This is a genomic window from Citrobacter sp. Ca225 (assembly GCF_030337175.1).
In the GTDB taxonomy this organism is placed as follows: domain Bacteria; phylum Pseudomonadota; class Gammaproteobacteria; order Enterobacterales; family Enterobacteriaceae; genus Citrobacter_A; species Citrobacter_A amalonaticus.
In genome coordinates, this window is sequence record NZ_JAOWCD010000078.1 from 221,631 (window position 1) to 244,454 (window position 22,824).

Genomic DNA, 22,824 nt, shown 5'->3' on the forward strand with positions numbered 1-22,824 from the left:
CTCTCACATGAGAGGCCTCTTTGTATCAGCCGTCGATTACTCGACGGTCAGAATACGCGTGGTATTGGTTGAGCCAATGGTGCTCATCACGTCGCCCTGCGTCACGATCACCAGATCGCCGGACACCAGGTAGCCTTTGTCACGCAGCAGATTCACCGCTTCGCTTGCTGCGACAACGCCTTCCGCCGCACTGTCGAAATGCACCGGCGTGACGCCACGGTACAGCGACGTCAGGTTCAGCGTACGCTCATGACGTGACATGGCGAAAATCGGCAGGCCGGAGCTGATGCGAGAAGTCATCAGCGCAGTACGACCGGATTCCGTCATGGTAATGATCGCGGTCACCCCTTTCAGGTGGTTTGCCGCGTACATGGCGGACATCGCAATCGCTTCTTCAACATTGTCGAACTGTACGTCCAGACGATGTTTGGAGACATTGATGCTAGGGATTTTTTCTGCACCCAGGCAGACGCGCGCCATCGCCGCGACGGTTTCCGCCGGGTACTGGCCTGCCGCCGTTTCGGCTGACAGCATGACCGCATCGGTACCATCCAGCACAGCGTTCGCGACGTCCATCACTTCCGCACGGGTTGGCATTGGGTTGGTGATCATCGACTCCATCATCTGGGTCGCGGTAATCACCGCGCGGTTCAACTTACGTGCGCGACGAATCAACGTCTTCTGGATGCCGACCAGTTCCGGATCGCCAATCTCAACGCCGAGGTCGCCACGAGCGACCATCACCACGTCAGAAGCCAGAATGATGTCATCCATCGCATTCTGGTCGCAGACCGCTTCCGCACGCTCAACTTTGGCCACAATCTTGGCATCGCAGCCCGCATCACGCGCCAGGCGGCGAGCGTAGTTCAGATCTTCGCCGCAACGCGGGAAGGAAACAGCCAGATAGTCAACGCCAATCTGAGCGGCGGTCACGATATCGGCTTTGTCTTTTTCGGTCAGGGCTTCTGCGGAGAGACCGCCGCCCAGCTTGTTGATGCCTTTGTTGTTGGAGAGCGGGCCACCCACGGTCACTTCCGTGAACACTTTCATACCCTGAACTTCCAGCACTTTTAACTGCACGCGGCCATCGTCGAGCAGCAGAATGTCGCCAGGTACCACGTCTGCTGGCAGACCTTTGTAGTCAATGCCGACTTTTTCCTTGTCGCCTTCACCTTTACCCAGGTTGGCATCCAGGAGAAATTTGTCACCGATGTTGAGGAATACTTTGCCTTCTTTAAAGGTAGAGACGCGAATTTTTGGCCCCTGGAGATCACCCAGAATGCCTACGTGGCGTCCCAATCTGGCAGCGATCTCACGAACTTTATCCGCGCGCATTTTATGATCTTCTGGCGAACCGTGAGAGAAATTCATCCGCACGACGTTAGCACCAGCAGCGATAATCTTTTCAAGATTGTTATCGCGGTCGGTAGCCGGGCCTAATGTCGTAACGATTTTGGTTCTGCGAAGCCTTCTGGACATGTAATACTCCGTTGACTGAAACAACTAGGTGTTGCGTGAAAATTGATCCGGCAGTTCTGAAAACCTTACCCCCGTCATACTTCTGGTTGCCTGTGCGTTGGCCTCCTTGCTCACCCCAGTCACTTACTTCAGTAAGCTCCTGAAGATTCGCTGCGTTGCCGCCTTTCCACAACTCGAATTACGTAGGGTCTACATAGCATAGCGAACAAAACCGGATGACGAATTTAAGTCGTACTTATTATTGCTATTAGCGGTCATTACTCTTGATGAGCAGTTCTTTATCAAAACGCGATTCCTTGAGCGCTTCTTTGACACGCTTCAAGTTATCTCTGAATTTTGCCCCACGGCGCAAAGTAAATCCCGTAGCCAGCACATCTATCACGGTCAACTGCGCAAGTCGAGAGACCATGGGCATATAAATGTCAGTATCTTCCGGCACATCGAGCGTAATTGCCAGCGTGGCTTCACGCGCCAGCGGCGTATCAGCGGAGGTTAACGCGATCACCATGGCATCGTTATCACGTGCAAGCTGCGCCAGTTCGACCAGACTCTTGGTGCGACCGGTATGCGAAATCAGCACGACCACGTCATCGTCACTACAATTCATACAGCTCATCCGTTGCAAAACGACGTCGTCGGAGTAGATAACCGGAACGTTGAAACGGAAAAACTTGTTCATGGCATCATGGGCGACGGCGGCGGACGACCCCAGGCCAAAGAAAGCGATTTTCTTGGCCTGCGTCAGTAAATCCACCGCGCGGTTGATCGCCGATTTGTCCAGCGACTGGCGAACGTGGTCAAGACTGGCCATCGCGGATTCGAAAATCTTGCCCGTATAGGATTCGACACTGTCATCTTCATCCACATTACGATTAACATAAGGGGTACCATTTGCCAGACTTTGTGCCAGATGCAGTTTAAAATCGGGGAAGCCCCGGGTTTCCATGCTGCGACAAAAACGGTTCACCGTCGGTTCACTGACGTTGGCTTCCTGCGCAAGCGTGGCAATACTGCAATGGATGGTCCGCTCGGGTGAGGCGATGATGACATCGGCGACTTTGCGTTCAGATTTGCTCAAATGTTCCAGTTGAGACTGGATCTTTTCCAGCATATTCATGATGTAGACCCACGGAAATAACGATTTCAGTGATACAAGAAATCGAGAGGCAATTTTGGTAGATAGTACCCCTGCTAATCAGAGAAGGGGGCAAAATGGTCAGCAGAGTTGTTGTTTTTTTTCATAACATGATCAACATCGTGTTTTGACTCACCGTTATGCGTCGCAAACCAACGACAATTTTGACCAATTTGCGCCGTTAAGCGCCAACCGCACAGTGGGTTAAGCGTTTACGGTTTCCGGAATCACGTAAAAGCAGTACAGTGCACTGTAATAAAATTACAAGTAATGCCTGGCAAAGTACCAGGATAGCTAACTAAGGAGAATGACATGGCGGTAACGCAAACAGCCCAGGCATGTGACCTGGTCATTTTCGGCGCGAAAGGCGACCTTGCGCGTCGTAAATTGCTGCCTTCCCTGTATCAACTTGAAAAAGCCGGTCAGCTCAACCCTGAAACCCGCATTATCGGGGTAGGCCGTGCCGACTGGGATAAAGATGCCTACATGAAGGTGGTGCGCGAAGCGCTCGAAACCTTCATGAAAGAAAAGATAGATGAAGGATTGTGGGACACCCTGAGCGCTCGCCTGGATTTCTGCAATCTGGATGTGAATGATACCGCGGCGTTTACTCGTCTTGGGGCGATGCTCGATCAGAAAAACCGCACCACGATCAACTACTTTGCCATGCCGCCAAGCACGTTTGGCGCAATCTGTAAGGGACTGGGCGAAGCGAAACTGAATGCCAAACCGGCACGCGTGGTGATGGAAAAACCGTTGGGTACCTCACTGGCGACATCTCGCGAGATCAACGATCAGGTTGGCGAATATTTTGAAGAGTGCCAGGTTTACCGCATCGACCACTATCTGGGAAAAGAGACCGTTCTGAACTTGCTGGCGCTGCGTTTTGCCAACTCCCTGTTTGTGAATAACTGGGATAACCGCACGATCGATCATGTGGAAATCACCGTGGCAGAAGAGGTGGGCATTGAAGGGCGTTGGGGTTATTTCGACCAGGCCGGGCAGATGCGCGACATGATCCAGAACCACCTGCTGCAAATTCTGTGCATGATTGCGATGTCGCCGCCGTCGGATCTGAGCGCTGACGCCATTCGTGATGAAAAAGTGAAGGTGCTGAAGTCGCTGCGTCGTATCGATCGCTCAAATGTGCGTGAAAAAACCGTTCGCGGCCAGTACACCACCGGCTTTGCTCAGGGCAAAAAAGTCCCGGGCTATCTGGAAGAAGAGGGTGCGAACAAGAGCAGTAACACCGAAACGTTTGTGGCGATCCGCGTCGACATTGATAACTGGCGCTGGGCGGGCGTGCCGTTCTACCTGCGTACCGGTAAACGTCTGCCGACGAAATGTTCTGAAGTTGTGGTTTACTTCAAAACGCCTGAATTGAACCTGTTTAAAGAGTCCTGGCAGGATCTGCCGCAGAACAAGCTAACCATTCGTCTGCAGCCGGATGAAGGCGTGGATATCCAGGTTCTGAACAAAGTTCCGGGTCTTGACCACAAGCATAACCTGCAAATCACCAAGCTGGATCTGAGCTACTCCGAAACTTTCAATCAAACGCATCTGGCTGATGCTTACGAGCGTCTGCTGCTGGAAACTATGCGCGGCATTCAGGCGCTGTTTGTGCGTCGTGATGAAGTCGAAGAGGCGTGGAAGTGGGTCGACTCCATTACCGAAGCGTGGGCGATGGACAACGATGCGCCGAAACCGTACCAGGCCGGGACCTGGGGGCCGGTTGCTTCGGTGGCGATGATCACCCGTGACGGTCGTTCCTGGAATGAATTCGAGTAAAAAGTGTCTACCACTCTTGTGTTATTTTACCGGTAACATGATCTAACACAGATTGTTGAACAATTTTTGCACTTTTAAGCCTCGTGTGGATTCACCCGCGAGGCTTTTTTTATTACACTGCCTGAAACGATTTTGCCCCTGAGCTCCGGTGAACAAGCGTTTCCTGTATTTATACACGCAGTAAATGAACTTGCCAAACCTGTAGCTCTGACAGATAAATTTCAGGAGCCTCTATGAATCCGAATTTGTTACGCGTAACACAGCGTATTGTTGAACGTTCCCGTGAGACCCGTTCTGCCTACCTCGCTCGTATAGAACAGGCTAAATCCTCGACCGTTCACCGCTCACAACTGGCATGCGGGAATCTGGCGCACGGATTCGCGGCTTGTCAGCCAGACGATAAAGCCTCTCTGAAAAGCATGTTGCGTAACAATATCGCGATCATCACTTCCTACAACGACATGCTCTCCGCACATCAACCCTACGAACATTATCCGGACATCATTCGCAAAGCGCTGCATCAAGCCAATGCGGTCGGGCAGGTCGCGGGCGGCGTTCCGGCAATGTGTGACGGCGTCACGCAGGGGCAGGACGGTATGGAGCTTTCGCTGCTGAGCCGCGAAGTGATTGCGATGTCCGCCGCGGTGGGACTCTCTCACAACATGTTCGACGGCGCGCTGTTCCTCGGCGTCTGTGACAAAATCGTCCCGGGTCTGGCGATGGCGGCGCTGTCATTCGGTCATCTGCCTTCCATCTTCGTGCCGTCAGGTCCAATGGCGAGCGGCCTGGCGAATAAAGAGAAAGTCCGCATTCGTCAGCTTTATGCTGAAGGTAAAGTTGATCGTATGGCGCTTCTGGAGTCTGAAGCCGCCTCCTATCATGCGCCGGGCACCTGCACGTTCTACGGTACCGCGAACACCAACCAGATGGTGGTGGAGTTCATGGGGATGCAACTGCCGGGGTCCTCGTTTGTTCACCCGGATGCTCCGCTGCGTGAAGCGCTGACGGCAGCAGCAGCGCGCCAGGTGACGCGCCTGACCGGTAACGGTAACGAATGGATGCCGATCGGCAAAATGATTGATGAAAAAGTGGTGGTGAACGGGATTGTCGCGCTGTTGGCGACCGGCGGTTCAACGAACCATACCATGCACCTGGTGGCGATGGCCCGCGCTGCGGGTATCCAGATTAACTGGGATGACTTCTCTGACCTCTCCGACATCGTGCCGCTGATGGCGCGTCTCTATCCTAACGGCCCGGCGGATATTAACCACTTCCAGGCCGCGGGCGGTGTCCCGGTCCTGATGCGTGAACTGCTGAACGCGGGTCTGCTGCATGAAGATGTCAACACCGTGGCCGGTTACGGCCTGAAGCGCTACACCCTGGAACCGTGGCTGAACAATGGCGAACTCGACTGGCGTGAAGGTGCGGCCAAATCGCTGGACAGCAATGTCATTGCTTCCTTTGACCAGCCGTTCTCTCATCATGGTGGCACTAAAGTGCTGAGTGGTAACCTCGGTCGTGCGGTTATGAAAACGTCCGCCGTACCGGCCGAGAATCAGGTGATTGAAGCGCCGGCCGTTGTTTTTGAAAGTCAGCATGATGTCCTGCCGGCCTTTGAAGCGGGTCTGCTGGACCGTGACTGCGTGGTGGTTGTGCGTCATCAGGGACCAAAAGCGAACGGAATGCCAGAATTACATAAACTCATGCCGCCACTTGGTGTATTATTGGACCGTCGTTTCAAAATTGCGTTGGTTACTGATGGTCGACTTTCCGGTGCGTCCGGTAAAGTGCCTTCAGCCATCCATGTAACCCCGGAGGCCTATGATGGCGGACTGCTGGCAAAAGTACGCGATGGCGACATTATTCGGGTGAACGGACAGACAGGTGAATTGACGCTGTTGGTTGATGAGGCGGAGCTTGCCGCTCGCCAGCCGCATATCCCGGATCTGAGCGCATCGCGCATCGGTACGGGGCGTGAAATGTTCGGCGCGCTGCGTGAACAGTTGTCCGGCGCAGAACAGGGCGCAACCTGTATTCATTTTTAAGGCATATTTTGTAATCAGGCGAGAGAAAAACTCTGATGAAAAACTGGAAAACAAGTGCAGAAGCAATCCTGACCACCGGCCCGGTTGTCCCGGTGATCGTAGTGAATAAACTGGAACACGCTGTGCCGATGGCAAAAGCGCTGGTTGCGGGTGGGGTGCGCGTACTGGAAGTGACGTTACGTACCGCCTGCGCGATGGATGCTATCCGCGCTATCGCCAAAGAGGTTCCGGAAGCCATTGTGGGTGCGGGTACGGTGCTGAATCCGCAGCAACTGGCTGAGGTTACTGCAGCCGGTGCGCAGTTCGCTATCAGCCCAGGTCTGACCGAGCCGCTGCTGAAAGCGGCAACCGAAGGCACGATTCCGTTGATTCCTGGCATCAGCACCGTTTCTGAACTGATGCTGGGTATGGACTACGGCCTGAAAGAGTTCAAATTCTTCCCGGCAGAAGCCAATGGCGGCACTAAAGCGCTGCAGGCCATTGCCGGTCCGTTCTCTCAGGTGCGTTTCTGCCCGACTGGCGGCATCTCTCCCGCTAATTACCGCGATTACCTGGCACTGAAAAGCGTGCTGTGCATCGGCGGCTCCTGGCTGGTGCCGAATGACGCGCTGGAAGCCGGTGACTACGATCGTATCACCAGACTGGCTCGCGAAGCGGTTGAAGGCGCGAAGCAGTAAGCTACCCATGTGTAAGCCGTAGGCCCGATGAGACGCGTTAGCGCCGCCATCGGGTTTTGCCGGATGGTGGCATGACTGCCTTATCCGGCCTACGGTTGCTGTTGTTTACCCTGTCACTTTCACCTGCGCGGCGGCGTTCTTCGCGCGTTTAATAGCGTCATCAACGTTGTCTGCCGTTGCCAGCGCCACACCCAGGCGACGCGATCCTTCAATTTCCGGCTTACCGAAGAAACGGACCTGCACACCGGCACCGACGGCGGCCTGAACATTGCCAAACGTCACGTCCTGACTGGTCAGTTGCGGTAAAATCACCGCAGAAGCTGCCGGACCATACTGACGAATGGCCCCCACGGGCAGTCCGAGGAAAGCGCGTACATGCAGGGCAAACTCCGACAGATCCTGAGAGATCAGCGTCACCATGCCGGTATCATGCGGGCGAGGGGAGACCTCGCTGAAGATGACCTCATCCCCGCAAACAAACAGCTCCACGCCAAACAGACCGTGACCACCCAGGGCTAATACCACTTTACGGGCAATGTCCTGAGCGCGTTCCAGCGCCAGTGCGCTCATCTGTTGCGGCTGCCAGGATTCACGATAATCGCCATCTTCCTGGCGATGACCTACCGGTGCACAGAAATGGACGCCATCGACCGCGCTGACGGTGAGCAGGGTGATTTCAAAATCAAACTTCACAACCCCTTCGACGATGACCCGACCGGCACCCGCGCGACCGCCCTGTTGGGCATAGTCCCAGGCTTGTGACAGCTGCGCTTCGGAACGAATAAAACTCTGCCCCTTGCCGGATGAACTCATCACCGGTTTGACAATGCAGGGATAACCAATTTCAGCCACGGCGTCGCGGAAGGTGGCTTCACTGTCGGCAAAACGGAAGGTTGATGTGGGCAGTGCCAGTTCTTCTGCCGCCAGGCGGCGAATACCTTCACGATTCATCGTGAGTTTTGTCGCGCGCGCGCAGGGCACGACGTTCAACCCTTCCTGTTCCAGCGCCACCAGCATATCCGTGGCAATGGCTTCAATCTCTGGCACGATATAGTGCGGTTTTTCCAGCTCCACTACGCGACGAAGCGCGTCGCCATCCAGCATATTAATGACGTGAGAACGATGTGCGACATGCATGGCCGGTGCGTCGGCATACCGGTCCACCGCGATCACTTCCACGCCGAGACGCTGGCACTCGATGGCCACTTCTTTACCCAGTTCACCAGAACCCAATAACATCACCCGAGTTGCTGCCGGACGCAGCGCTGTGCCTAATATCGTCATGAAAATATCCCCCAACAAATTTGGCCGCAGTATATACGAAAACGTTTGCGTCTGTCTTTATTGCCAGGTTGATTTCAGCGGTGAAATAGAATATACTGTACATAAATACAGTAATATTGAGAGGCTGCAACATGGCGGTTGAAGTTAAATACGTAGTCATTCGGGAAGGTGAGGAAAAAATGTCATTTACCAGCAAAAAGGAAGCCGATGCGTATGACAAGATGCTGGATACGGCGGATCTACTCGACACCTGGCTTGAACAGTCCCCGCTAACGCTGGAAGACGAACAGCGTGAAGCGCTGTCGCTGTGGCTAGCCGAACAAAAAGAGGTGCTGAGCACCATCCTCAAAACCGGCAAGTTGCCTTCTCCGCAGGTGGTTGATAATGACGCCGCTGCCGGGGACGATACGCAGGCGGCCTGAATCTGACTTGCGCTCCTGACGTTTTGTACCATGCTTTTCCCTGTATCACTGTGCTATGGAGAAAGGGAAAAGTATGAAAAGAACGGGCGTGTTAGCCTGCTTGCTGTTGTTATGCACCAGCGTATCGGTGTCTGCGGCAGGTACGGACAGTAAGACGGTTAAATTCCTTAACTGTGAAGGTCTGGATACCGAGGGTATTGCGGCGAGCGTTAAGCGCGATTATCAGCAGAATCGCATTGCGCGTTGGGCCGACGATCAAAAACATGTGGGTCAGGCCGACCCGGTGGCATGGGTTAATCCAAAAGAGATCACCGGTGGCGAGGGTAAGTGGGTAGTACCGCTGACCGTGCGTGGGAAAAGTGCGGATATTCATTATCTGGTGAAGGTCGACTGCAAGGCCGGCACGGCGGAATATCGTTCGCAATAGCACGAACATTTGCGCATCTTTAGCGCTGACAGACATTTCCTGACATCCCCTCGGGTACGCTTTGACAATTCATTGTCAGTACTTGAGGGGCAAAATGGCTAACTGGCTTAATCAATTACACTCTCTTCTCGGGCAAAACGGATCGTCCTCCTCTTCTTCAGGTGAACAGGGATTAAGTAAGCTGCTGGTACCCGGCGCGTTGGGTGGTCTGGCGGGGTTACTGGTCGCTAACAAATCCTCACGCAAACTGCTCAGCAAATATGGCACCAGCGCGCTGCTGGTCGGCGGCGGTGCGGTAGCGGGGACGGTCTTGTGGAACAAGTACAAGGATAAAGTCCGTGCGGCGCATCAGGGTGAACCACAGTTCGGCGCGCAAAGTACGCCGCTGGATGTGCGCACCGAACGGCTGATCCTGGCGCTGGTCTTCGCCGCGAAAAGTGATGGCCATATCGATGCCAACGAGCGGGCGGCAATCGAACAGCAACTGCGTGAAGCCGGCGTAGAAGAGCAGGGGCGCGTTTTCATTGAACAGGCGATTGAGCAGCCGCTCGATCCTCAGCGCCTTGCGCAGGGGATCCGCAACGAAGAAGAGGCGCTGGAGATCTATTTCCTCAGCTGTGCGGCGATTGATATCGATCACTTTATGGAGCGCAGCTACCTGAACGCGCTGGGTGATGCGCTGAAGATCCCACAGGATGTCCGTGATGGTATTGAGCAGGATTTGAAACAGCAAAAACAGGCATTACCTGGCTAACGAAATACCGCGCGCAGCATGTTTCGCTTGCATCATTCGTGACTTTTGCCACCCTTAGAGGATGTATAAAGACGAAAGAAACAGACACATGCTGCCAAAAGCAAATCGTATCCCTTACGCCATGACGGTCCATGGCGACACGCGCATTGATAACTACTACTGGCTGCGGGACGACACGCGCTCGCAGCCCGAGGTGCTTGACTATCTGCAACAGGAAAACTGCTACGGACATCAGGTTATGTCTACGCAGCAAGCCTTGCAGGATCGCGTGCTAAAAGAAATTATCGATCGCATTCCTCCCCGCGACACCTCTGCGCCATACGTGAAGAACGGTTATCGCTATCGCCATCTCTATGAACCCGGGTGTGAGTACGCCATTTATCAACGCCAGTCTGCACTGAGTGAGGAATGGGATGACTGGGAAACGCTGCTTGATGGCAACAAACGGGCGGCACACAGTGAGTTCTACACTCTGGGACGACTGGCGATAACGCCGGATAACACCATTATGGCGCTGGCGGAAGATTATCTTTCGCGCCGCCAGTACGGGATCCGTTTTCGCAATCTGGAAAACGGTAACTGGTATCCGGAGATGCTGGATAATGTGGCTCCCGAATTTGTCTGGGCAAATGATTCCCTGACCTTTTACTACGTCCGTAAACATGCCACGACGCTCTTACCTTACCAGGTCTGGCGTCATACCGTCGGCACGCCCTCAGCCGATGACGAGCTGATTTACGAAGAAAAAGACGACACTTTCTACGTCAGCCTGCACAAAACGACGTCGCAACATTACCTCGTCATTCATCTGGCGAGCGCGACGACCAGCGAGGTTTTACTGCTGGATGCTGAACTGGCTGATGCTGAACCTTTCATCTTTCTGCCGCGCCGCAAGGACCACGAATACAGCCTCGATCACTATCAACATAAGTTTTATCTGCGTTCGAACCGCGAGGGTAAAAATTTTGGTCTTTATCGCACCCGTGTGCGCGATGAGAAACAGTGGGAAACGCTGATCCCGGCCCGTGAAGCGATCATGCTGGAAGGGTTTACGCTTTTTACCGACTGGCTGGTAGTGGAAGAGCGCCAGCGTGGCTTAACCAGCCTGCGGCAGATCAATCGTAAAACTCGCGAGGTGGTGGGGATTGCCTTCGACGATCCGGCTTATGTCACCTGGCTTGCGTACAATCCGGAACCGGAAACCTCACGCCTGCGCTATGGCTACTCCTCGATGACCACGCCGGACACGCTATTTGAACTGGACATGGATACCGGTGAACGACGGGTAATTAAACAGACAGAGGTACCGGGATTTGACGCCGCCAACTATCGCAGTGAACACCTGTGGATCACCGCCCGTGATGGTGTCGAGGTTCCGGTATCACTGGTCTATCATCAGAAATACTTCCGTAAGGGGCAAAATCCGTTACTGGTTTACGGCTATGGTTCCTACGGTGCCAGCATGGATGCCGATTTCAGCAGCAGCCGGTTAAGTCTGCTGGATCGCGGATTCGTCTATGCCATCGTTCACGTGCGAGGCGGAAGCGAACTGGGGCAGCAGTGGTATGAAGACGGTAAATTCCTGAAAAAGCGCAATACCTTCAACGACTATCTCGATGCCTGCGATGCGTTGATTGCCCAGGGCTACGGCTCGCCCTCTCTCTGTTATGGCATGGGCGGTAGCGCGGGAGGAATGCTGATGGGCGTGGCGATCAACGAGCGTCCCGAACGCTTTCATGGCGTGGTTGCCCAGGTGCCGTTTGTGGATGTGGTGACGACGATGCTGGATGAGTCGATACCCCTGACGACCGGTGAGTTTGAGGAGTGGGGGAATCCGAAAGATCCGCAGTATTACGCTTACATGAAAAGCTACAGTCCGTACGATAACGTCAGGGCGCAGGCTTACCCGCATCTGTTGGTCACCACCGGACTGCATGATTCGCAGGTCCAGTACTGGGAACCGGCAAAATGGGTGGCGAAACTGCGCGAGCTGAAAACTGATGACCATCTGCTGTTACTGTGCACCGATATGGATTCCGGACACGGCGGTAAGTCAGGTCGTTATAAATCCTGGGAAGGCGTGGCGCTGGAATTTGCATTCCTGATTGGTCTGGCACAGGGAACATTGCCCGGTAACGACGCAGTTCAGGCGTTATCCAGATAGTGTTTGAGGGTTAAACGCAGCTCCGGGCTCATGCTGTCGAGGTTGTTAAACAACCAGCGCAAATAGCCCGGATCGCGCTCTGCGACATCGGAAACGGCTTTGCCGCGATACTTACCAAAGGTGAAGGTGGTCAGTAACCCCGGCCGGCCGGTGATATCGACCATCTGCTCCGCCGTCCAGCCGGAAGTATTCATAATATCGATGAGCAGCGCGGCGGTAATATAGCAGTCATAGAGTGCGCGGTGGTGATGCAGACCCGCAGGCGTTTGTACGTTCAGTTTACGTGACTTGTAGAGCGCCATATTACTGTACTTAATCCCCGGCCAGAGGCGGCGGGAAAGTTTCATGGTGCAGATCCACTCGCCTGACATGTCTGGCAGCACACGACGGTCAAAGCTGGCGTTGTGCGCCACATACCATTCGCTGCCGTAATAGTGGGGGATAACCTCTTCAATCCACGGCTTATCTGCCACCATCGCTTCGGTAATGCGATGAATGGCCATCGCCTGTGGCGAGATTGGCCGGTCAGGGCGCACCAGGTGGCTCATAGGATTCACGATCTTACCGTCAACCACGTCAACAGAGGCGATCTCTACAATCCCGCCCTGCAGGCCACAGGTCTCAGTATCGATGATGCGCAGCATGTAAAACTCCTGACCGAAAACGATTAGCGTAATGGAATGATATCACCTTGCCAACCCTGCGTTGTGCGTTGCCCCGTTAATAACAGCGAACCACGGTCGGCGCGGACAATTAATTGCCCGCTTTCATCCCATAATGCGCTACTTCCTCGCGCATTGGCCATCAGTACGGCAATCGAGAATTGATGTGAGAAATGTTGTAACTGCGACGTGGAGGTCAGCAATTCCGGCTCACTGACGCTTTGGCTGGTGGTAAACAGAGAAAACGCCGGATCCATATCGACACCTTCCGGTTGCTCATCCACCACGCTGATAGTTTTCAGGCCCTTACCAAGACACGCGCCGTGGCTTTGAGGAAACAGACGCAGTGAGGTTATCCATGGTGCGAAGACGGCAATCCCTTTGACAAAACGGTTGTTATGCTCGACCGGAAGACCGGCAATGATCGTCATGCGGTGCGCGTGGGCGGCCTGAGAGAGCGGTTGTAGCAGACTGATATCGATATCCGGCGGCGCAGGCAGGCACTGCGATTCGTCCATGCAACCGAGTAAGGAGAGGGCGGGAAACACCAACAGTTCGCACTGTTGCCGGGCTGCTGCGTCGATGAAATTCAGGTGATGAGCGATATGTTCACGAACAGATGTTTTTAGCGGTTCATACTGTGCAGCAGCGATTTTCCAGCGTGACATAATGACTTCCTTTTCATAGTGTCTACAATCATCCTTAAATCATAGAATAAGAATGCACTTATACTGTAGCAGGCAATATGTAAGGATATGTAACTTCACGCCGAAAAATTATTTAGGTTTCGGCTCATACGGTAAACGGGACAACGAAACGGACGCCAGACGATGGGCGATCAGACGCTCGCGAAACCAGTCGCGCAGATGTGCAGGTTGCTCACGTTCTACCACTTCAGCGACAACGGGCATGTTGTAGCGCTCTTTAAACGCGACGCCGGCAGCGGCCAGATCTACGTTTACTTTGTCCATTTCAGCCTGTTCAAGCTGAGCCAGATTTTTGTGCATGGGCTTCTCCTTCGATCTTGCGCGCAGAAGTTACTAAGAGTCGACCACAATGGCAAGCCGCAATTGATGATTGTCGACGCGAACATTATAGAAGGTTATCCTCTCAGGATAAGTCATTACAAAAGGGAATAGTTGATATGGTCTCTCCTGCACGTACTTTCCGCTATACGCTCCTTTTTCTGGCAGCCGCTCTGGCAACCCCCACCGTGTGGGCGCATGCGCATCTGACACACCAGTATCCCGCGGCGGATGCCGAGGTGACCGCCGCGCCGCAGGCGCTGACGCTTAATTTCTCTGAAGGTATTGAGCCCGGATTCAGCGGAGCGACAATTACCGGTCCAAAACAAGAGGGAATCAGAACCCGTCCCGCAAAGCGTAACGAACAGGATAAAAAACAGCTCATCGTCCCGCTTGATGAAACGCTGAAGCCGGGCGAATACACGGTGAACTGGCACGTGGTGTCTGTCGATGGACACAAAACCAAAGGGCAGTACACCTTTAGTGTGAAATAAACATGCTGACGCTGACGTGGGTTGTTCTCCGCTTCATCCATTTTACCGCCCTGATGCTGGTGTTTGGCTCTGCGCTCTACAGCGCATGGCTTGCGCCGGCATCGATCCGCCGTCTGATGAGCAGACGCTTCCTGCGCCTGCAACAACATGCTGCGTTATGGGGTTTTGTGAGTGCATTACTGATGCTGGCAGTCCAGGGTGGGCTTATGGGCTCTGGCTGGCAGGATGTTATCTCCGTGTCTGTCTGGGGCGCGGTATTGCAAACTCAGTTTGGCGGTGTGTGGCTCTGGCAAATCGTTCTGGCGCTGGTTACGTTGGTTGTCGCGTTGATTGTGCCGCGTGATTTAGCGCGACTATTACTGCTCTTAACTCTCGCACAGTTTGCCCTGCTGACGGGGGGTGGGCATGCCACACTGCACTCGGGGGTTATTGGTGCGCTCCAGCAGACAAACCATGCAATGCATCTGATTTGCGCTGCAACCTGGTTTGGAGGACTGCTACCGGTGATTTATTGCATGCACATGGCAAAAGGACGCTGGCAGCAACAGGCGGTTTACACCATGATGCGTTTTTCCCGCTATGGGCATCTTGCCGTGGCGGGCGTATTACTCACCGGTATCACCAATCTGCTGTTTATTCAGGGTTTTTCCCTGCCATGGCAGACCGCCTGGGGGCAACTGCTTTTGCTAAAATGTGCACTTGTCCTGCTAATGGTGGCAATCGCACTGGCGAATCGGTATCTTCTCGTACCACGAATGCGGCAGGATAGTCGACGCATCAATCGGTGTTTTATTTGGATGACGAAGATCGAATGGGGAGTTGGCGCCGTCGTGCTGGCAATCGTCAGTGTGTTTGCGACGCTGGAACCGTTCTGAAGGACAGGCAAAATTCATGAAAAAAGTGATTCTCTCTTTGCTGCTTCTGACTAGCTCAGGGGTTGCGCTGGCGGCACCGCAGGTCATCACCGTAAGCCGTTTTGAAATCGGTAAAGATAAATGGGCGTTCAATCGTGAAGAGGTGATGCTGACCTGTCGGCCAGGAAACGCGCTGTATGTGATTAACCCCAGCACGCTTGTTCAGTATCCGTTAAACGATGTTGCACAAGAGCAGGTGGCGAGCGGTAAAACAAATGCGCAGCCCCTGTCGGTGATTCAGATTGACGATCCGGCAAAACCGGGTGAAAAAATGAGTCTGGCACCGTTTATCGAACGAGCGGAAAAGCTCTGTTAGTTACCAAAAGTATCTTTCTGATTTCCAATAAAAAACCGCAAGCCTTTTGTAAAGCGTCTTGCGGTTTTTACATTTCAGCCAGTGATCAGCGCCGTTTTTTTCCAGCCGTGCAAGCCGCAGACTGGAAAACCTGGCGTCGTCATCTATTCTTAAAAGGCAAGGCGACTTAGCCTGCATTAATGCCAACTTTTAGCGCACGGCTCTCTCCCAAGAGCCATTTCCCTGGACCGAATACAGGAATCGTATTCGGTCTCTTTTTATCTGTAGAACGGGTGCTTTTCCTGAGCCTAATGGCATTTCGCACTTATCATTCTGAGTAAACCATACCCACACCTGGGCATAAACGTCCAGCGTTTTTTGCTGCTATTGTTAAATTTGTGTTAGGGCGTGACTGAGGACAAAACTCTCATGAAACAGCCTGAAAAAATCTACCAAATGATCGAAGGGGCACAGTGGCGACACATCTGGGTGGTCGGGGATATCCACGGCTGTTTTGCGCTGCTGATGGCAAAGTTGCGGGCCTGTCGCTTTGATCCCTGGCAAGATTTACTGGTCTCTGTGGGCGATCTCATCGATCGCGGTCCTGACAGTTTGCGCTGCCTGCAGTTGCTGCATAAGCGCTGGATGGTGGCAGTCAGAGGGAACCATGAACAGATGGCGATAGATGCATTGCGTACGTCACAGTGGTCGTTGTGGACGATGAATGGTGGCGGCTGGTTTACGGCGTTGCCTGAGCAGAAACGGCATCATGCAACGCTGGCACTGGAATACTGCCAGCATCTGCCGTGGATCCTGGAATTGCATTGCCGCGAGGCGACCCATGTGGTCGCCCACGCCGATTACCCGGAAGATATTTATCAGTGGCAAAAGCCGGTTAACCTTACGGAGGTGTTGTGGCGACGCGCGCGACTGAGTGCGCATCTGGCAGGAGAAGGGACAGCTATCGCCGGCGCTGACCATTTCTGGTTTGGCCATACGCCGTTGCGTCAACGTGTAGACAGCGACAATCTGCACTACATCGATACGGGAGCGGTATTCGGCGGCGAGTTAACGCTGGTACAACTACAGTGATTAAAAGTCGCTGTATTGCTGGGCGGGCGCCCAGAATCCATCGATAAAATCCTCAACCGGAAAGCAGCCGCCCTGACGAATCCGTTGATCGTCCATATAATACAGGCACTGCCGCTCTGTATCGTAAACATCCACTACGATATCTTCGCAACCACCATCCAGATAACAGACAAACAGAACCAGTGCGAACATCCTATCCTCATTTTGTACAGCCATAACAAAAGTGTAGGAGGAATTAACGCAAGCGGGAAGGGGGAAATAAATAACCCGCCGGCAGACGGGTTCTTTTTGAATCAGGCAAGACGCATGATCCAGGCATCAGACTTACGATCGTAGTGTTTACGGAAAAGAACCGAATGTTCGCCATTCAGTAGGGCCGGAACGCTGGTTTCGTCGTCCCAGGCATCCAGTTGCATGCATAAATCCGGATCAGATTTACACGGAATGGTTAACGTTCGGTCTCCCGGCGACTCGCCGTGTAACTCGGCATCGTCAATTTCAAAGGCGCCAATGCGCACACTGGTTTTCATCATCGTGCTCTCCGTTAATTCGCTGATTGTGGTACGACCAGTTAGGCCGTCCATTTTTCAGCGTAGTCAACGCAGGCAAAAGCGCCAGTCAAAAAATGCGCAAATTTTCTGATTTCAGACGTTACCGGTAAACAATTTGCCATCACGAACCAGTTCACGCGGGTAACTGTTTTTCAGGCGCGAGCCGATCCGTTTGGCAAGGCCAATCGGCTGATGCTGGAAGGTCACCAGCACATCGTCAGTGGTGGGGACGGTCTGCGGGTAGACATCGCGACCGCGATACCACTCTTCGGCTTCCTGCTGAGACAGTTCAAACGCACAACGATGATTGACATCAGCCAGCGCGATGACCGCTTCGTGCTGCCAGCGATAACCTTTATTATGCGTTTCAGCCAGCTTAATGCCGAGCCGGGAGAAACGGACTTTGCCGATCAGCGGTTCTATCTCCGCCGGGAAAAGCCAGACCTCTTTATCACGCTGCCAGAGGCGCAGGTTTTCGCCCCAGTGCAGACTGAGGGCATTAGCTGCCTGGGTCAGATTCGCGGCTTCGCGACCTTTGACGGGGGTGAAGGGGAAGTTGCCCACTTTGTACTTCGGTGCTGGCAGTGCGGGAATGGAGGCCGTTTTACGCAGGCGGGCGACGAAGAATCCTTCGCAGTCATAAATCTGCGGGAACACATGCAGGAAACCTTCTGCCGTCAGCGCCTGATTCGCCTCAGGAAAAAGATCGCCCAACGGTAAAAATTCCACCGCCTCCGGCCAGGTCTCTTTCAGCCAGGCCAGCACCGACTCGTTTTCTTCACGATTCAACGTACAGGTTGAATAGACCAGCGTACCGCCAGGGCGCAGGGCGTGAAACGCACTTTCGATCAGTTCGCGCTGGGTTGCGGCAATCTCAAGATTGCTCTCAACGGACCAGTTTTTTAGCGCATCCGGATCCTTACGCACCACACCTTCACCCGAGCAAGGTGCATCAAGCAAAATCGCATCGAACATTTCCGGCAGCGCTGCACCAAATACGCGGCCGTCAAAATGGGTCAGTGCCACGTTACTGATCCCACAGCGACTGATATTGGCATGCAGCACTTTCACCCGACTGGCTGAGTATTCGTTCGCGAGGATCGCGCCCTGATTACCCATGCGCGCAGCGATTTGCGTGGTTTTTGAGCCAGGCGCGGCAGCAACGTCCATCACGCGTTTGGGGGAATTATCGTCGGCAAACAGGGCGGCAACCGGCAACATGGAACTGGCTTCCTGAATATAAAACAGACCGCTCAGATGTTCGGCGGTACTGCCGAGCGGCAGCGCATCTTCATCCTCACGCTCAATCCAGAAACCTTCTTCGCACCAGGGAACGGGCGTCAACGACCAGCCATACGGGGCGGTTAAGGTGAGAAAATCGGCCACTGAAATCTTAAGCGTATTCACGCGGATGCTGCGGCGTAACGGACGCTGACAAGCGGCGAGAAAATCGTCAAAAGAGAGGTGCGCAGGCATTGCCTCGCGCATTTGCGTTAAAAAGGCGTCAGGAAAATAAACAGCGTGTTGAGTCACGGGGGAGTACCACCGGCAGAAAAACAAGCGCGCAGTGTAGCATAAAGGCTCCGGCGCGAGCACGCCGGAGCCGGATATTAACGTGGCAGCGCGGTGCCCCATTCACGCCACTCTTTCGGTTCACTTTCCAGCAGCAGGAAGTGTTTACCCGCCTGCGCTTTCGGCGCCAGCGGAGTGCCAGGGGGCGTGGCGAAGGCGATGCCGCCGCGAATGAACTGATTAAAGGTACCGGTCTTCACTACGCCGCCCGTCAGGCCGAAGTCCAGACTGTAACCGGACGCCAGCCAGAAGACAGAGTTGTTGCGGACCAGGTGCTGGTAGCGTTGACTGATGCGCAAGGCGATCATCACGCGGTCAGACAGAGTACCGAGCGTCATGCCGGTGACAGTACCAACTTCAATCCCGCGGAACAGTACCGGCGTACCGATCGCCAGCGAGCCCGCTTCGGGAACTTCGAGCACAATACTCAGCCCGTCAAGGTAGCGTGAGTCGGTAATGGTCGCTTCTTGCAGTTCAAAGTCACGGCGCGGATTACCCCGACCCGGCTCGACGTTGATGTAGGGTTGCAGGATCGTGTCGAGATGTTCCACGCCAGCGGCCGAGATTTGCGGCGTAATCACAGAGAAGCGCGTCCCGCCACGGGCGAAGGTCTGCACATATTCCGGATACAATACCGCCTTCGCCTGTACCTCGTTGCGCGAAGTGAGCAGTTCAAGCGTCTGGATCTGTCCGATATCAATACCGAGGTAGCGAATGGGCATTCCTGCCGCCAGTTTCCCGGCATCAAAGGCGTGAAGGGTAATCTGCCCGCCAACCGCACGTGCGGCGGTTTCGGAAGCATACAAAATGCGCTTGTCGCCTTTGCGCTGGCTGGCGCTGGCGCCGCTGAGGTTATCAAAGCTGATCGCCCCCTTCAGCGCACGCGACAGGGGAGAGGCCTGCACGGTTAACCCGCTGCCGTTGAGCTGCACTTTTGCGCCACCTTCGGCCCAGAAGACGCTATTGCTGGTCAGCAGGTTGCGGTACTCCGGTTTGATGTGCAGATCGATATCAAAGGCGTCGGCGCGCGGGCGTACGGTAATCACTTCACCCACTTCAAATTTACGATACAGCACCACGGAGCCGGCCTGCACGTCCGGCAATGTTTCCGCTCGCAGGCTCAGGGTAGTGGTCGGCAGATCGCTCAGGCTATTCTCTACCGCTTTTTCCAGGTTGGCATACAGCGGATAGCTTGATTTCATTTCCCCTTTGCTGCCGGGCAATATGCGAATACCGCCACTGATCCATTCGCTGGCGCTGGCACCGAGGAACTCCACGCCATCCAGACCTACTTTGACATCCACGCGGCTGTTGACCACGAATTTGCTGTCACCCTGGACCAGGCCACGATGTTGCGGATCGACCGCCACAATAAACTCGACCCCTTTGCTGGTCAGCTTACGTTCGATCACCTGCCCCACCTGGACGCCGTGAAGGATCAGCGGTTGACCTGCATCGATACCGTAGCTTTCGGGCGCGGTCAGGGTAAAGGTCAGAACGTCCGGTTCGTGGAGCAGTGCTTTTTCACCGGGGACGACCACGAACTCGCTGCGCGGTTCACCGGTGCCGGGCACCAGTTCAAAGGTTTTACCCGTCAGTAACGAACTGATATTAGCGTCACTGAGCGAAAGTTTGGAACTGCGCAATTCAATGCGCGTGCCGTCACGTAACAGCGCTACGACGCTGGGGTCAACGGTCATTTCACCGGTGACTTTGCCACCGGATTGTAAATCCAGTTTTGTGAGCTGGCCGACTTCGAGCCCCTGATACATCAGGGGCGTAGAATCAGCCTTCAGTCCTTCGCCGCTCGGCAGTTCAAGTTTAATAATGACGCCGCGCTGACTGTGGGCCAGATCTTTATACAGGCCGAAGGTATCATCTTGCTCTGCCGTTTTTGAATCATCGGGTGAGTCAAAGGCGATTGCACCATTTACCAGGGCCGCCAGACTTTCCAGTTTAACCTTCGCACCACTCAGGCTGACGTCAGCATCCACACCGGAAACGTTCCAGAAGCGACTGCCTTTTTTCACCAGATTGGTAAATCGGCGTTCAACCAGCACGTCGATGGTGACGCCCTGTTTGTTCGGGTTAATGCTGTAGTCGTAGACTTTACCGACCGGGATTTTGCGGAAATAAACCAGCGAGCCGCTGTTCAACGATCCGAGGTCTGGCGCGTTGAGATGAATCATCAGATCGCCGTTATCCAGCCGATATTTCGGCTGGGTGTCGAGGGCGACGAAATGATCTTGCTCTTTACCTTTACCGGGCATCATGCCGATATAATTGCCGCCGACCAGCGCATCGAGGCCAGAGACGCCCGCGAGCGACGCTTTAGGCGTCACCAGCCAGAACTGCGTCTCTTCGCGTAGCGCGTCTTTCATGTCGGACTTGATGCTGACCCGCACCTCAATTTTGCGTAAATCCTTGCTCAGGCTGATGTCCTGAACCGTACCCACCTCAACGCCCTGATAGCGAACAGGCGTACGGCCCGGGACAATGCCATCCGCAGACATGAAGTCGATGGTCACAGTGTTACCGCGATCTTCATAGCTGTTCCATATCAGCCATCCCGCAATCATTAATGCGATCAGCGGGAGTAGCCAGAATGGTGAGATACGGCGTTTCGTTTTAATCTGCGCTTCAGTCTGCGAAGCGGGCGTTTCCTGACTCATGTGCATCCCAAAGTAAGCGGCTGTCCAGCCATTCCACTGCAAGAATAGTCAAAATGACCGCTGAGCCGAAATAAAACGCAGCCGGTCCCATAGTAAAAGCAAGAATCTGGTCGCGGTTAATCAGCGACATGGTTAAAGCGATAACAAAAAGATCCAGCATCGACCAGCGACCGATCCACGTGACCAGACGCAAGAGTTGCATTCGCGTGCGTAAACCCTGTTCGCATTTGAACTGAATGCTGAGTAGCAGCGTAAACATGACGATCACTTTAGTGAATGGCACCAGAATACTGGCGATAAAGACCACGGCGGCCACGGCGACATTGCTGTTCGCCAGCGACAGGATACCGGACATGATCGTATCTTCCTGTCGTCCGCCGTTCACGTAGATAACCGAGATAGGCAGAAGGTTAGCAGGCAGCAGCAAAACAATCGATGCCAACAATGCCGCCCAGCATTTTTGGATGCTCTGGTTTCGGCGCTCGCGTAAAGGAATATGGCAGCGCGGGCAGCGGCCACGCGGGTCCGGATAGCCGGTAAAATGGCAGCCGAGACAAACGCGCAACTGTTCATCCGGACGCTTTGCCGGTCTCTGCGGATAAAAACGTTCCCATAGTTGTTCGATGTTCAGGTGCGACAGCGTCAGGATGCTCAGGACCACCAGCGCAATAAAGGCGTAAAGTCCTACGCCCGGCTGCAAAAAAGCGTAATCCTGAACTTTGATCGATGCCACACCAATGCCCACCAGATAGATGTCCAGCATCACCCACTCTTTAAGCCTTTCCAGCATTAGCAGCACCGGGCGCAAATTCATACCGAGAATATTGCCGAACCACAGATACGCAATTGCGGTGACGAGGATCAGCGGCGCGCCCGCGACACAAAACAGCACCATCGCCGCGGTAATGGGATCGCCTTGCTTTGTCATCTGCCAGATCCCCTGCATCACATTGGCATCAATACGGATGCCCAGCAGATAGATGTGCAGCAGCGGCTCGCCCCATGCGAAGGGCATCAGCAACAGCATGGTGACCGCCATCGCGCCCAGCCGCGTCAGCGACCAGTCGCGGCCATCACGAATTTTCGCCTGGCAGCGGGGACAGTATGCGCTCTGGTGAGAACGCATCTTCGGCAGACTAAACAGCAAATCGCACTGAGGGCAACGCTGATAGTGCGCACGAGGCAGTGCTTCGCTGATGGATCGGATCGCTATTTTTTTTGTCGGCGTGATCTGGGGTGTCTTGAGAGCCATGTATCGCGAATCAAAGTGTTAGATTTATGTAATCTTAACTCATGACGGGAATGATCTTGAGCATTAACGCATTTAATGCTTATTTTAATAGGCTGGCAGTATCAGAGTAAGACAACTAAG

At 54.1% G+C, this 22,824-nt stretch carries 22 protein-coding genes; 11 read left to right on the top strand and 11 right to left on the bottom strand.

Annotation, left to right across the window (positions count from 1 at the left end; translation table 11 throughout):
• Positions 1 to 36 precede the first annotated feature (36 nt).
• The gene (gene pyk, locus OGW13_RS13760; RefSeq protein WP_043000365.1) at positions 37 to 1,479 is read right to left on the bottom strand and encodes a pyruvate kinase; all 1,443 of its coding nucleotides are present in this window, start codon (positions 1,477 to 1,479) and stop codon (positions 37 to 39) included.
• A 247-nt stretch (positions 1,480 to 1,726) separates the two neighbouring features.
• Complete coding sequence (locus tag OGW13_RS13765) at positions 1,727 to 2,596, bottom strand: MurR/RpiR family transcriptional regulator (RefSeq protein ID WP_044257634.1); 870 nt, start codon at positions 2,594 to 2,596, stop codon at positions 1,727 to 1,729.
• A 330-nt stretch (positions 2,597 to 2,926) separates the two neighbouring features.
• Between OGW13_RS13765 and zwf the strand changes: the two genes are divergently transcribed.
• The 3 genes from zwf to kdgA all read left to right on the top strand — a co-directional run bounded on the left by zwf (position 2,927) and on the right by kdgA (position 7,124).
• Positions 2,927 to 4,402 carry a glucose-6-phosphate dehydrogenase gene (gene zwf / locus OGW13_RS13770; protein WP_287116217.1) on the top strand — a complete coding sequence of 492 codons (1,476 nt, stop codon included), beginning with the start codon at positions 2,927 to 2,929 and terminating at the stop codon, positions 4,400 to 4,402.
• Between the two features lie 233 nt (positions 4,403 to 4,635).
• Entirely contained in the window at positions 4,636 to 6,447 is a 1,812-nt protein-coding gene (edd, locus tag OGW13_RS13775) for a phosphogluconate dehydratase (protein WP_044257635.1), read from the top strand.
• 35 nt (positions 6,448 to 6,482) lie between these two features.
• Complete coding sequence (gene kdgA, locus OGW13_RS13780) at positions 6,483 to 7,124, top strand: bifunctional 4-hydroxy-2-oxoglutarate aldolase/2-dehydro-3-deoxy-phosphogluconate aldolase (protein ID WP_043000369.1); 642 nt, start codon at positions 6,483 to 6,485, stop codon at positions 7,122 to 7,124.
• A 105-nt stretch (positions 7,125 to 7,229) separates the two neighbouring features.
• On the opposite strand, the gene purT is transcribed toward kdgA, so the two are convergent.
• Positions 7,230 to 8,408, bottom strand: a complete 1,179-nt coding sequence (gene purT / locus OGW13_RS13785; protein ID WP_287116218.1) for a formate-dependent phosphoribosylglycinamide formyltransferase — start codon at positions 8,406 to 8,408, stop codon at positions 7,230 to 7,232.
• Between the two features lie 131 nt (positions 8,409 to 8,539).
• Between purT and yebG the strand changes: the two genes are divergently transcribed.
• From yebG to ptrB, 4 genes are all read left to right on the top strand, one after another.
• Positions 8,540 to 8,830, top strand: a complete 291-nt coding sequence (yebG, locus tag OGW13_RS13790) for a DNA damage-inducible protein YebG (protein WP_043000371.1) — start codon at positions 8,540 to 8,542, stop codon at positions 8,828 to 8,830.
• A gap of 73 nt (positions 8,831 to 8,903) precedes the next feature.
• Complete coding sequence (gene yebF, locus OGW13_RS13795; RefSeq protein ID WP_043000372.1) at positions 8,904 to 9,257, top strand: protein YebF; 354 nt, start codon at positions 8,904 to 8,906, stop codon at positions 9,255 to 9,257.
• Positions 9,258 to 9,351: 94 nt separating this feature from the next.
• Positions 9,352 to 10,011, top strand: coding sequence for a tellurite resistance TerB family protein (locus OGW13_RS13800; protein ID WP_061070010.1), 660 nt, complete (start codon positions 9,352 to 9,354; stop codon positions 10,009 to 10,011).
• A gap of 88 nt (positions 10,012 to 10,099) precedes the next feature.
• Positions 10,100 to 12,175 carry an oligopeptidase B gene (gene ptrB, locus OGW13_RS13805; RefSeq protein ID WP_181627569.1) on the top strand — a complete coding sequence of 692 codons (2,076 nt, stop codon included), beginning with the start codon at positions 10,100 to 10,102 and terminating at the stop codon, positions 12,173 to 12,175.
• Here the strand turns inward: ptrB and exoX are convergent.
• The 3 genes from exoX to OGW13_RS13820 form a co-directional block, all read right to left on the bottom strand.
• On the bottom strand, positions 12,157 to 12,819 hold the full coding sequence (exoX, locus tag OGW13_RS13810) for an exodeoxyribonuclease X (protein WP_287116219.1): 663 nt from the start codon (positions 12,817 to 12,819) through the stop codon (positions 12,157 to 12,159). The genes ptrB and exoX overlap by 19 nt on opposite strands.
• A 23-nt stretch (positions 12,820 to 12,842) precedes the next feature.
• Entirely contained in the window at positions 12,843 to 13,505 is a 663-nt protein-coding gene (locus OGW13_RS13815; RefSeq protein WP_287116220.1) for a carbon-nitrogen hydrolase family protein, read from the bottom strand.
• Between the two features lie 108 nt (positions 13,506 to 13,613).
• On the bottom strand, positions 13,614 to 13,844 hold the full coding sequence (locus OGW13_RS13820) for a DNA polymerase III subunit theta (protein WP_042318454.1): 231 nt from the start codon (positions 13,842 to 13,844) through the stop codon (positions 13,614 to 13,616).
• 137 nt (positions 13,845 to 13,981) lie between these two features.
• Here OGW13_RS13820 and yobA point away from each other — a divergent pair, with 137 nt between their 5' ends.
• The 4 genes from yobA (at position 13,982) to pphA (ending at position 16,657) form a co-directional block, all read left to right on the top strand.
• On the top strand, positions 13,982 to 14,356 hold the full coding sequence (gene yobA / locus OGW13_RS13825) for a CopC domain-containing protein YobA (protein ID WP_043000377.1): 375 nt from the start codon (positions 13,982 to 13,984) through the stop codon (positions 14,354 to 14,356).
• Between the two features lie 2 nt (positions 14,357 to 14,358).
• Positions 14,359 to 15,231, top strand: coding sequence for a copper homeostasis membrane protein CopD (copD, locus tag OGW13_RS13830; protein ID WP_090049236.1), 873 nt, complete (start codon positions 14,359 to 14,361; stop codon positions 15,229 to 15,231).
• 16 nt (positions 15,232 to 15,247) lie between these two features.
• The gene (locus tag OGW13_RS13835) at positions 15,248 to 15,586 is read left to right on the top strand and encodes a YebY family protein (protein ID WP_043000379.1); all 339 of its coding nucleotides are present in this window, start codon (positions 15,248 to 15,250) and stop codon (positions 15,584 to 15,586) included.
• 408 nt (positions 15,587 to 15,994) lie between these two features.
• Positions 15,995 to 16,657, top strand: a complete 663-nt coding sequence (gene pphA / locus OGW13_RS13840; protein ID WP_090049235.1) for a protein-serine/threonine phosphatase — start codon at positions 15,995 to 15,997, stop codon at positions 16,655 to 16,657.
• Here the strand turns inward: pphA and OGW13_RS13845 are convergent, their stop codons facing one another.
• The 5 genes from OGW13_RS13845 to yebS form a co-directional block, all read right to left on the bottom strand.
• Complete coding sequence (locus OGW13_RS13845; RefSeq protein WP_043000391.1) at positions 16,658 to 16,849, bottom strand: YdfD/YebW family protein; 192 nt, start codon at positions 16,847 to 16,849, stop codon at positions 16,658 to 16,660. It abuts the gene before it with no gap.
• A gap of 101 nt (positions 16,850 to 16,950) precedes the next feature.
• Entirely contained in the window at positions 16,951 to 17,187 is a 237-nt protein-coding gene (locus OGW13_RS13850; RefSeq protein ID WP_161215572.1) for a YebV family protein, read from the bottom strand.
• 114 nt (positions 17,188 to 17,301) lie between these two features.
• Positions 17,302 to 18,741 (bottom strand): 16S rRNA (cytosine(1407)-C(5))-methyltransferase RsmF, encoded by a 1,440-nt coding sequence (gene rsmF / locus OGW13_RS13855; RefSeq protein ID WP_287116221.1) that lies wholly within the window; start codon positions 18,739 to 18,741, stop codon positions 17,302 to 17,304.
• Between the two features lie 77 nt (positions 18,742 to 18,818).
• Positions 18,819 to 21,452 (bottom strand): PqiB family protein, encoded by a 2,634-nt coding sequence (locus tag OGW13_RS13860; RefSeq protein ID WP_287116222.1) that lies wholly within the window; start codon positions 21,450 to 21,452, stop codon positions 18,819 to 18,821.
• A complete protein-coding gene (yebS, locus tag OGW13_RS13865; protein ID WP_043000395.1) occupies positions 21,421 to 22,704 on the bottom strand; it encodes a membrane integrity lipid transport subunit YebS in 1,284 nt (427 codons plus the stop codon). Before yebS ends, OGW13_RS13860 begins: the two co-directional genes overlap by 32 nt.
• Positions 22,705 to 22,824: the final 120 nt, after the last annotated feature.

Excerpts from the sequence above, each read along its gene's own strand:
- pyk (WP_043000365.1), bottom strand. The coding sequence starts at position 1,479 with ATGTCCAGAAGGCTTCGCAGAACCAAAATCGTTACGACATTAGGCCCG.
- OGW13_RS13765 (WP_044257634.1), bottom strand. The coding sequence starts at position 2,596 with ATGAATATGCTGGAAAAGATCCAGTCTCAACTGGAACATTTGAGCAAA.
- zwf (WP_287116217.1), top strand. The coding sequence starts at position 2,927 with ATGGCGGTAACGCAAACAGCCCAGGCATGTGACCTGGTCATTTTCGGC.
- edd (WP_044257635.1), top strand. The coding sequence starts at position 4,636 with ATGAATCCGAATTTGTTACGCGTAACACAGCGTATTGTTGAACGTTCC.
- kdgA (WP_043000369.1), top strand. The coding sequence starts at position 6,483 with ATGAAAAACTGGAAAACAAGTGCAGAAGCAATCCTGACCACCGGCCCG.
- purT (WP_287116218.1), bottom strand. The coding sequence starts at position 8,408 with ATGACGATATTAGGCACAGCGCTGCGTCCGGCAGCAACTCGGGTGATG.
- yebG (WP_043000371.1), top strand. The coding sequence starts at position 8,540 with ATGGCGGTTGAAGTTAAATACGTAGTCATTCGGGAAGGTGAGGAAAAA.
- yebF (WP_043000372.1), top strand. The coding sequence starts at position 8,904 with ATGAAAAGAACGGGCGTGTTAGCCTGCTTGCTGTTGTTATGCACCAGC.
- OGW13_RS13800 (WP_061070010.1), top strand. The coding sequence starts at position 9,352 with ATGGCTAACTGGCTTAATCAATTACACTCTCTTCTCGGGCAAAACGGA.
- ptrB (WP_181627569.1), top strand. The coding sequence starts at position 10,100 with ATGCTGCCAAAAGCAAATCGTATCCCTTACGCCATGACGGTCCATGGC.
- exoX (WP_287116219.1), bottom strand. The coding sequence starts at position 12,819 with ATGCTGCGCATCATCGATACTGAGACCTGTGGCCTGCAGGGCGGGATT.
- OGW13_RS13815 (WP_287116220.1), bottom strand. The coding sequence starts at position 13,505 with ATGTCACGCTGGAAAATCGCTGCTGCACAGTATGAACCGCTAAAAACA.
- OGW13_RS13820 (WP_042318454.1), bottom strand. The coding sequence starts at position 13,844 with ATGCACAAAAATCTGGCTCAGCTTGAACAGGCTGAAATGGACAAAGTA.
- yobA (WP_043000377.1), top strand. The coding sequence starts at position 13,982 with ATGGTCTCTCCTGCACGTACTTTCCGCTATACGCTCCTTTTTCTGGCA.
- copD (WP_090049236.1), top strand. The coding sequence starts at position 14,359 with ATGCTGACGCTGACGTGGGTTGTTCTCCGCTTCATCCATTTTACCGCC.
- OGW13_RS13835 (WP_043000379.1), top strand. The coding sequence starts at position 15,248 with ATGAAAAAAGTGATTCTCTCTTTGCTGCTTCTGACTAGCTCAGGGGTT.
- pphA (WP_090049235.1), top strand. The coding sequence starts at position 15,995 with ATGAAACAGCCTGAAAAAATCTACCAAATGATCGAAGGGGCACAGTGG.
- OGW13_RS13845 (WP_043000391.1), bottom strand. The coding sequence starts at position 16,849 with ATGTTCGCACTGGTTCTGTTTGTCTGTTATCTGGATGGTGGTTGCGAA.
- OGW13_RS13850 (WP_161215572.1), bottom strand. The coding sequence starts at position 17,187 with ATGAAAACCAGTGTGCGCATTGGCGCCTTTGAAATTGACGATGCCGAG.
- OGW13_RS13860 (WP_287116222.1), bottom strand. The coding sequence starts at position 21,452 with ATGAGTCAGGAAACGCCCGCTTCGCAGACTGAAGCGCAGATTAAAACG.
- yebS (WP_043000395.1), bottom strand. The coding sequence starts at position 22,704 with ATGGCTCTCAAGACACCCCAGATCACGCCGACAAAAAAAATAGCGATC.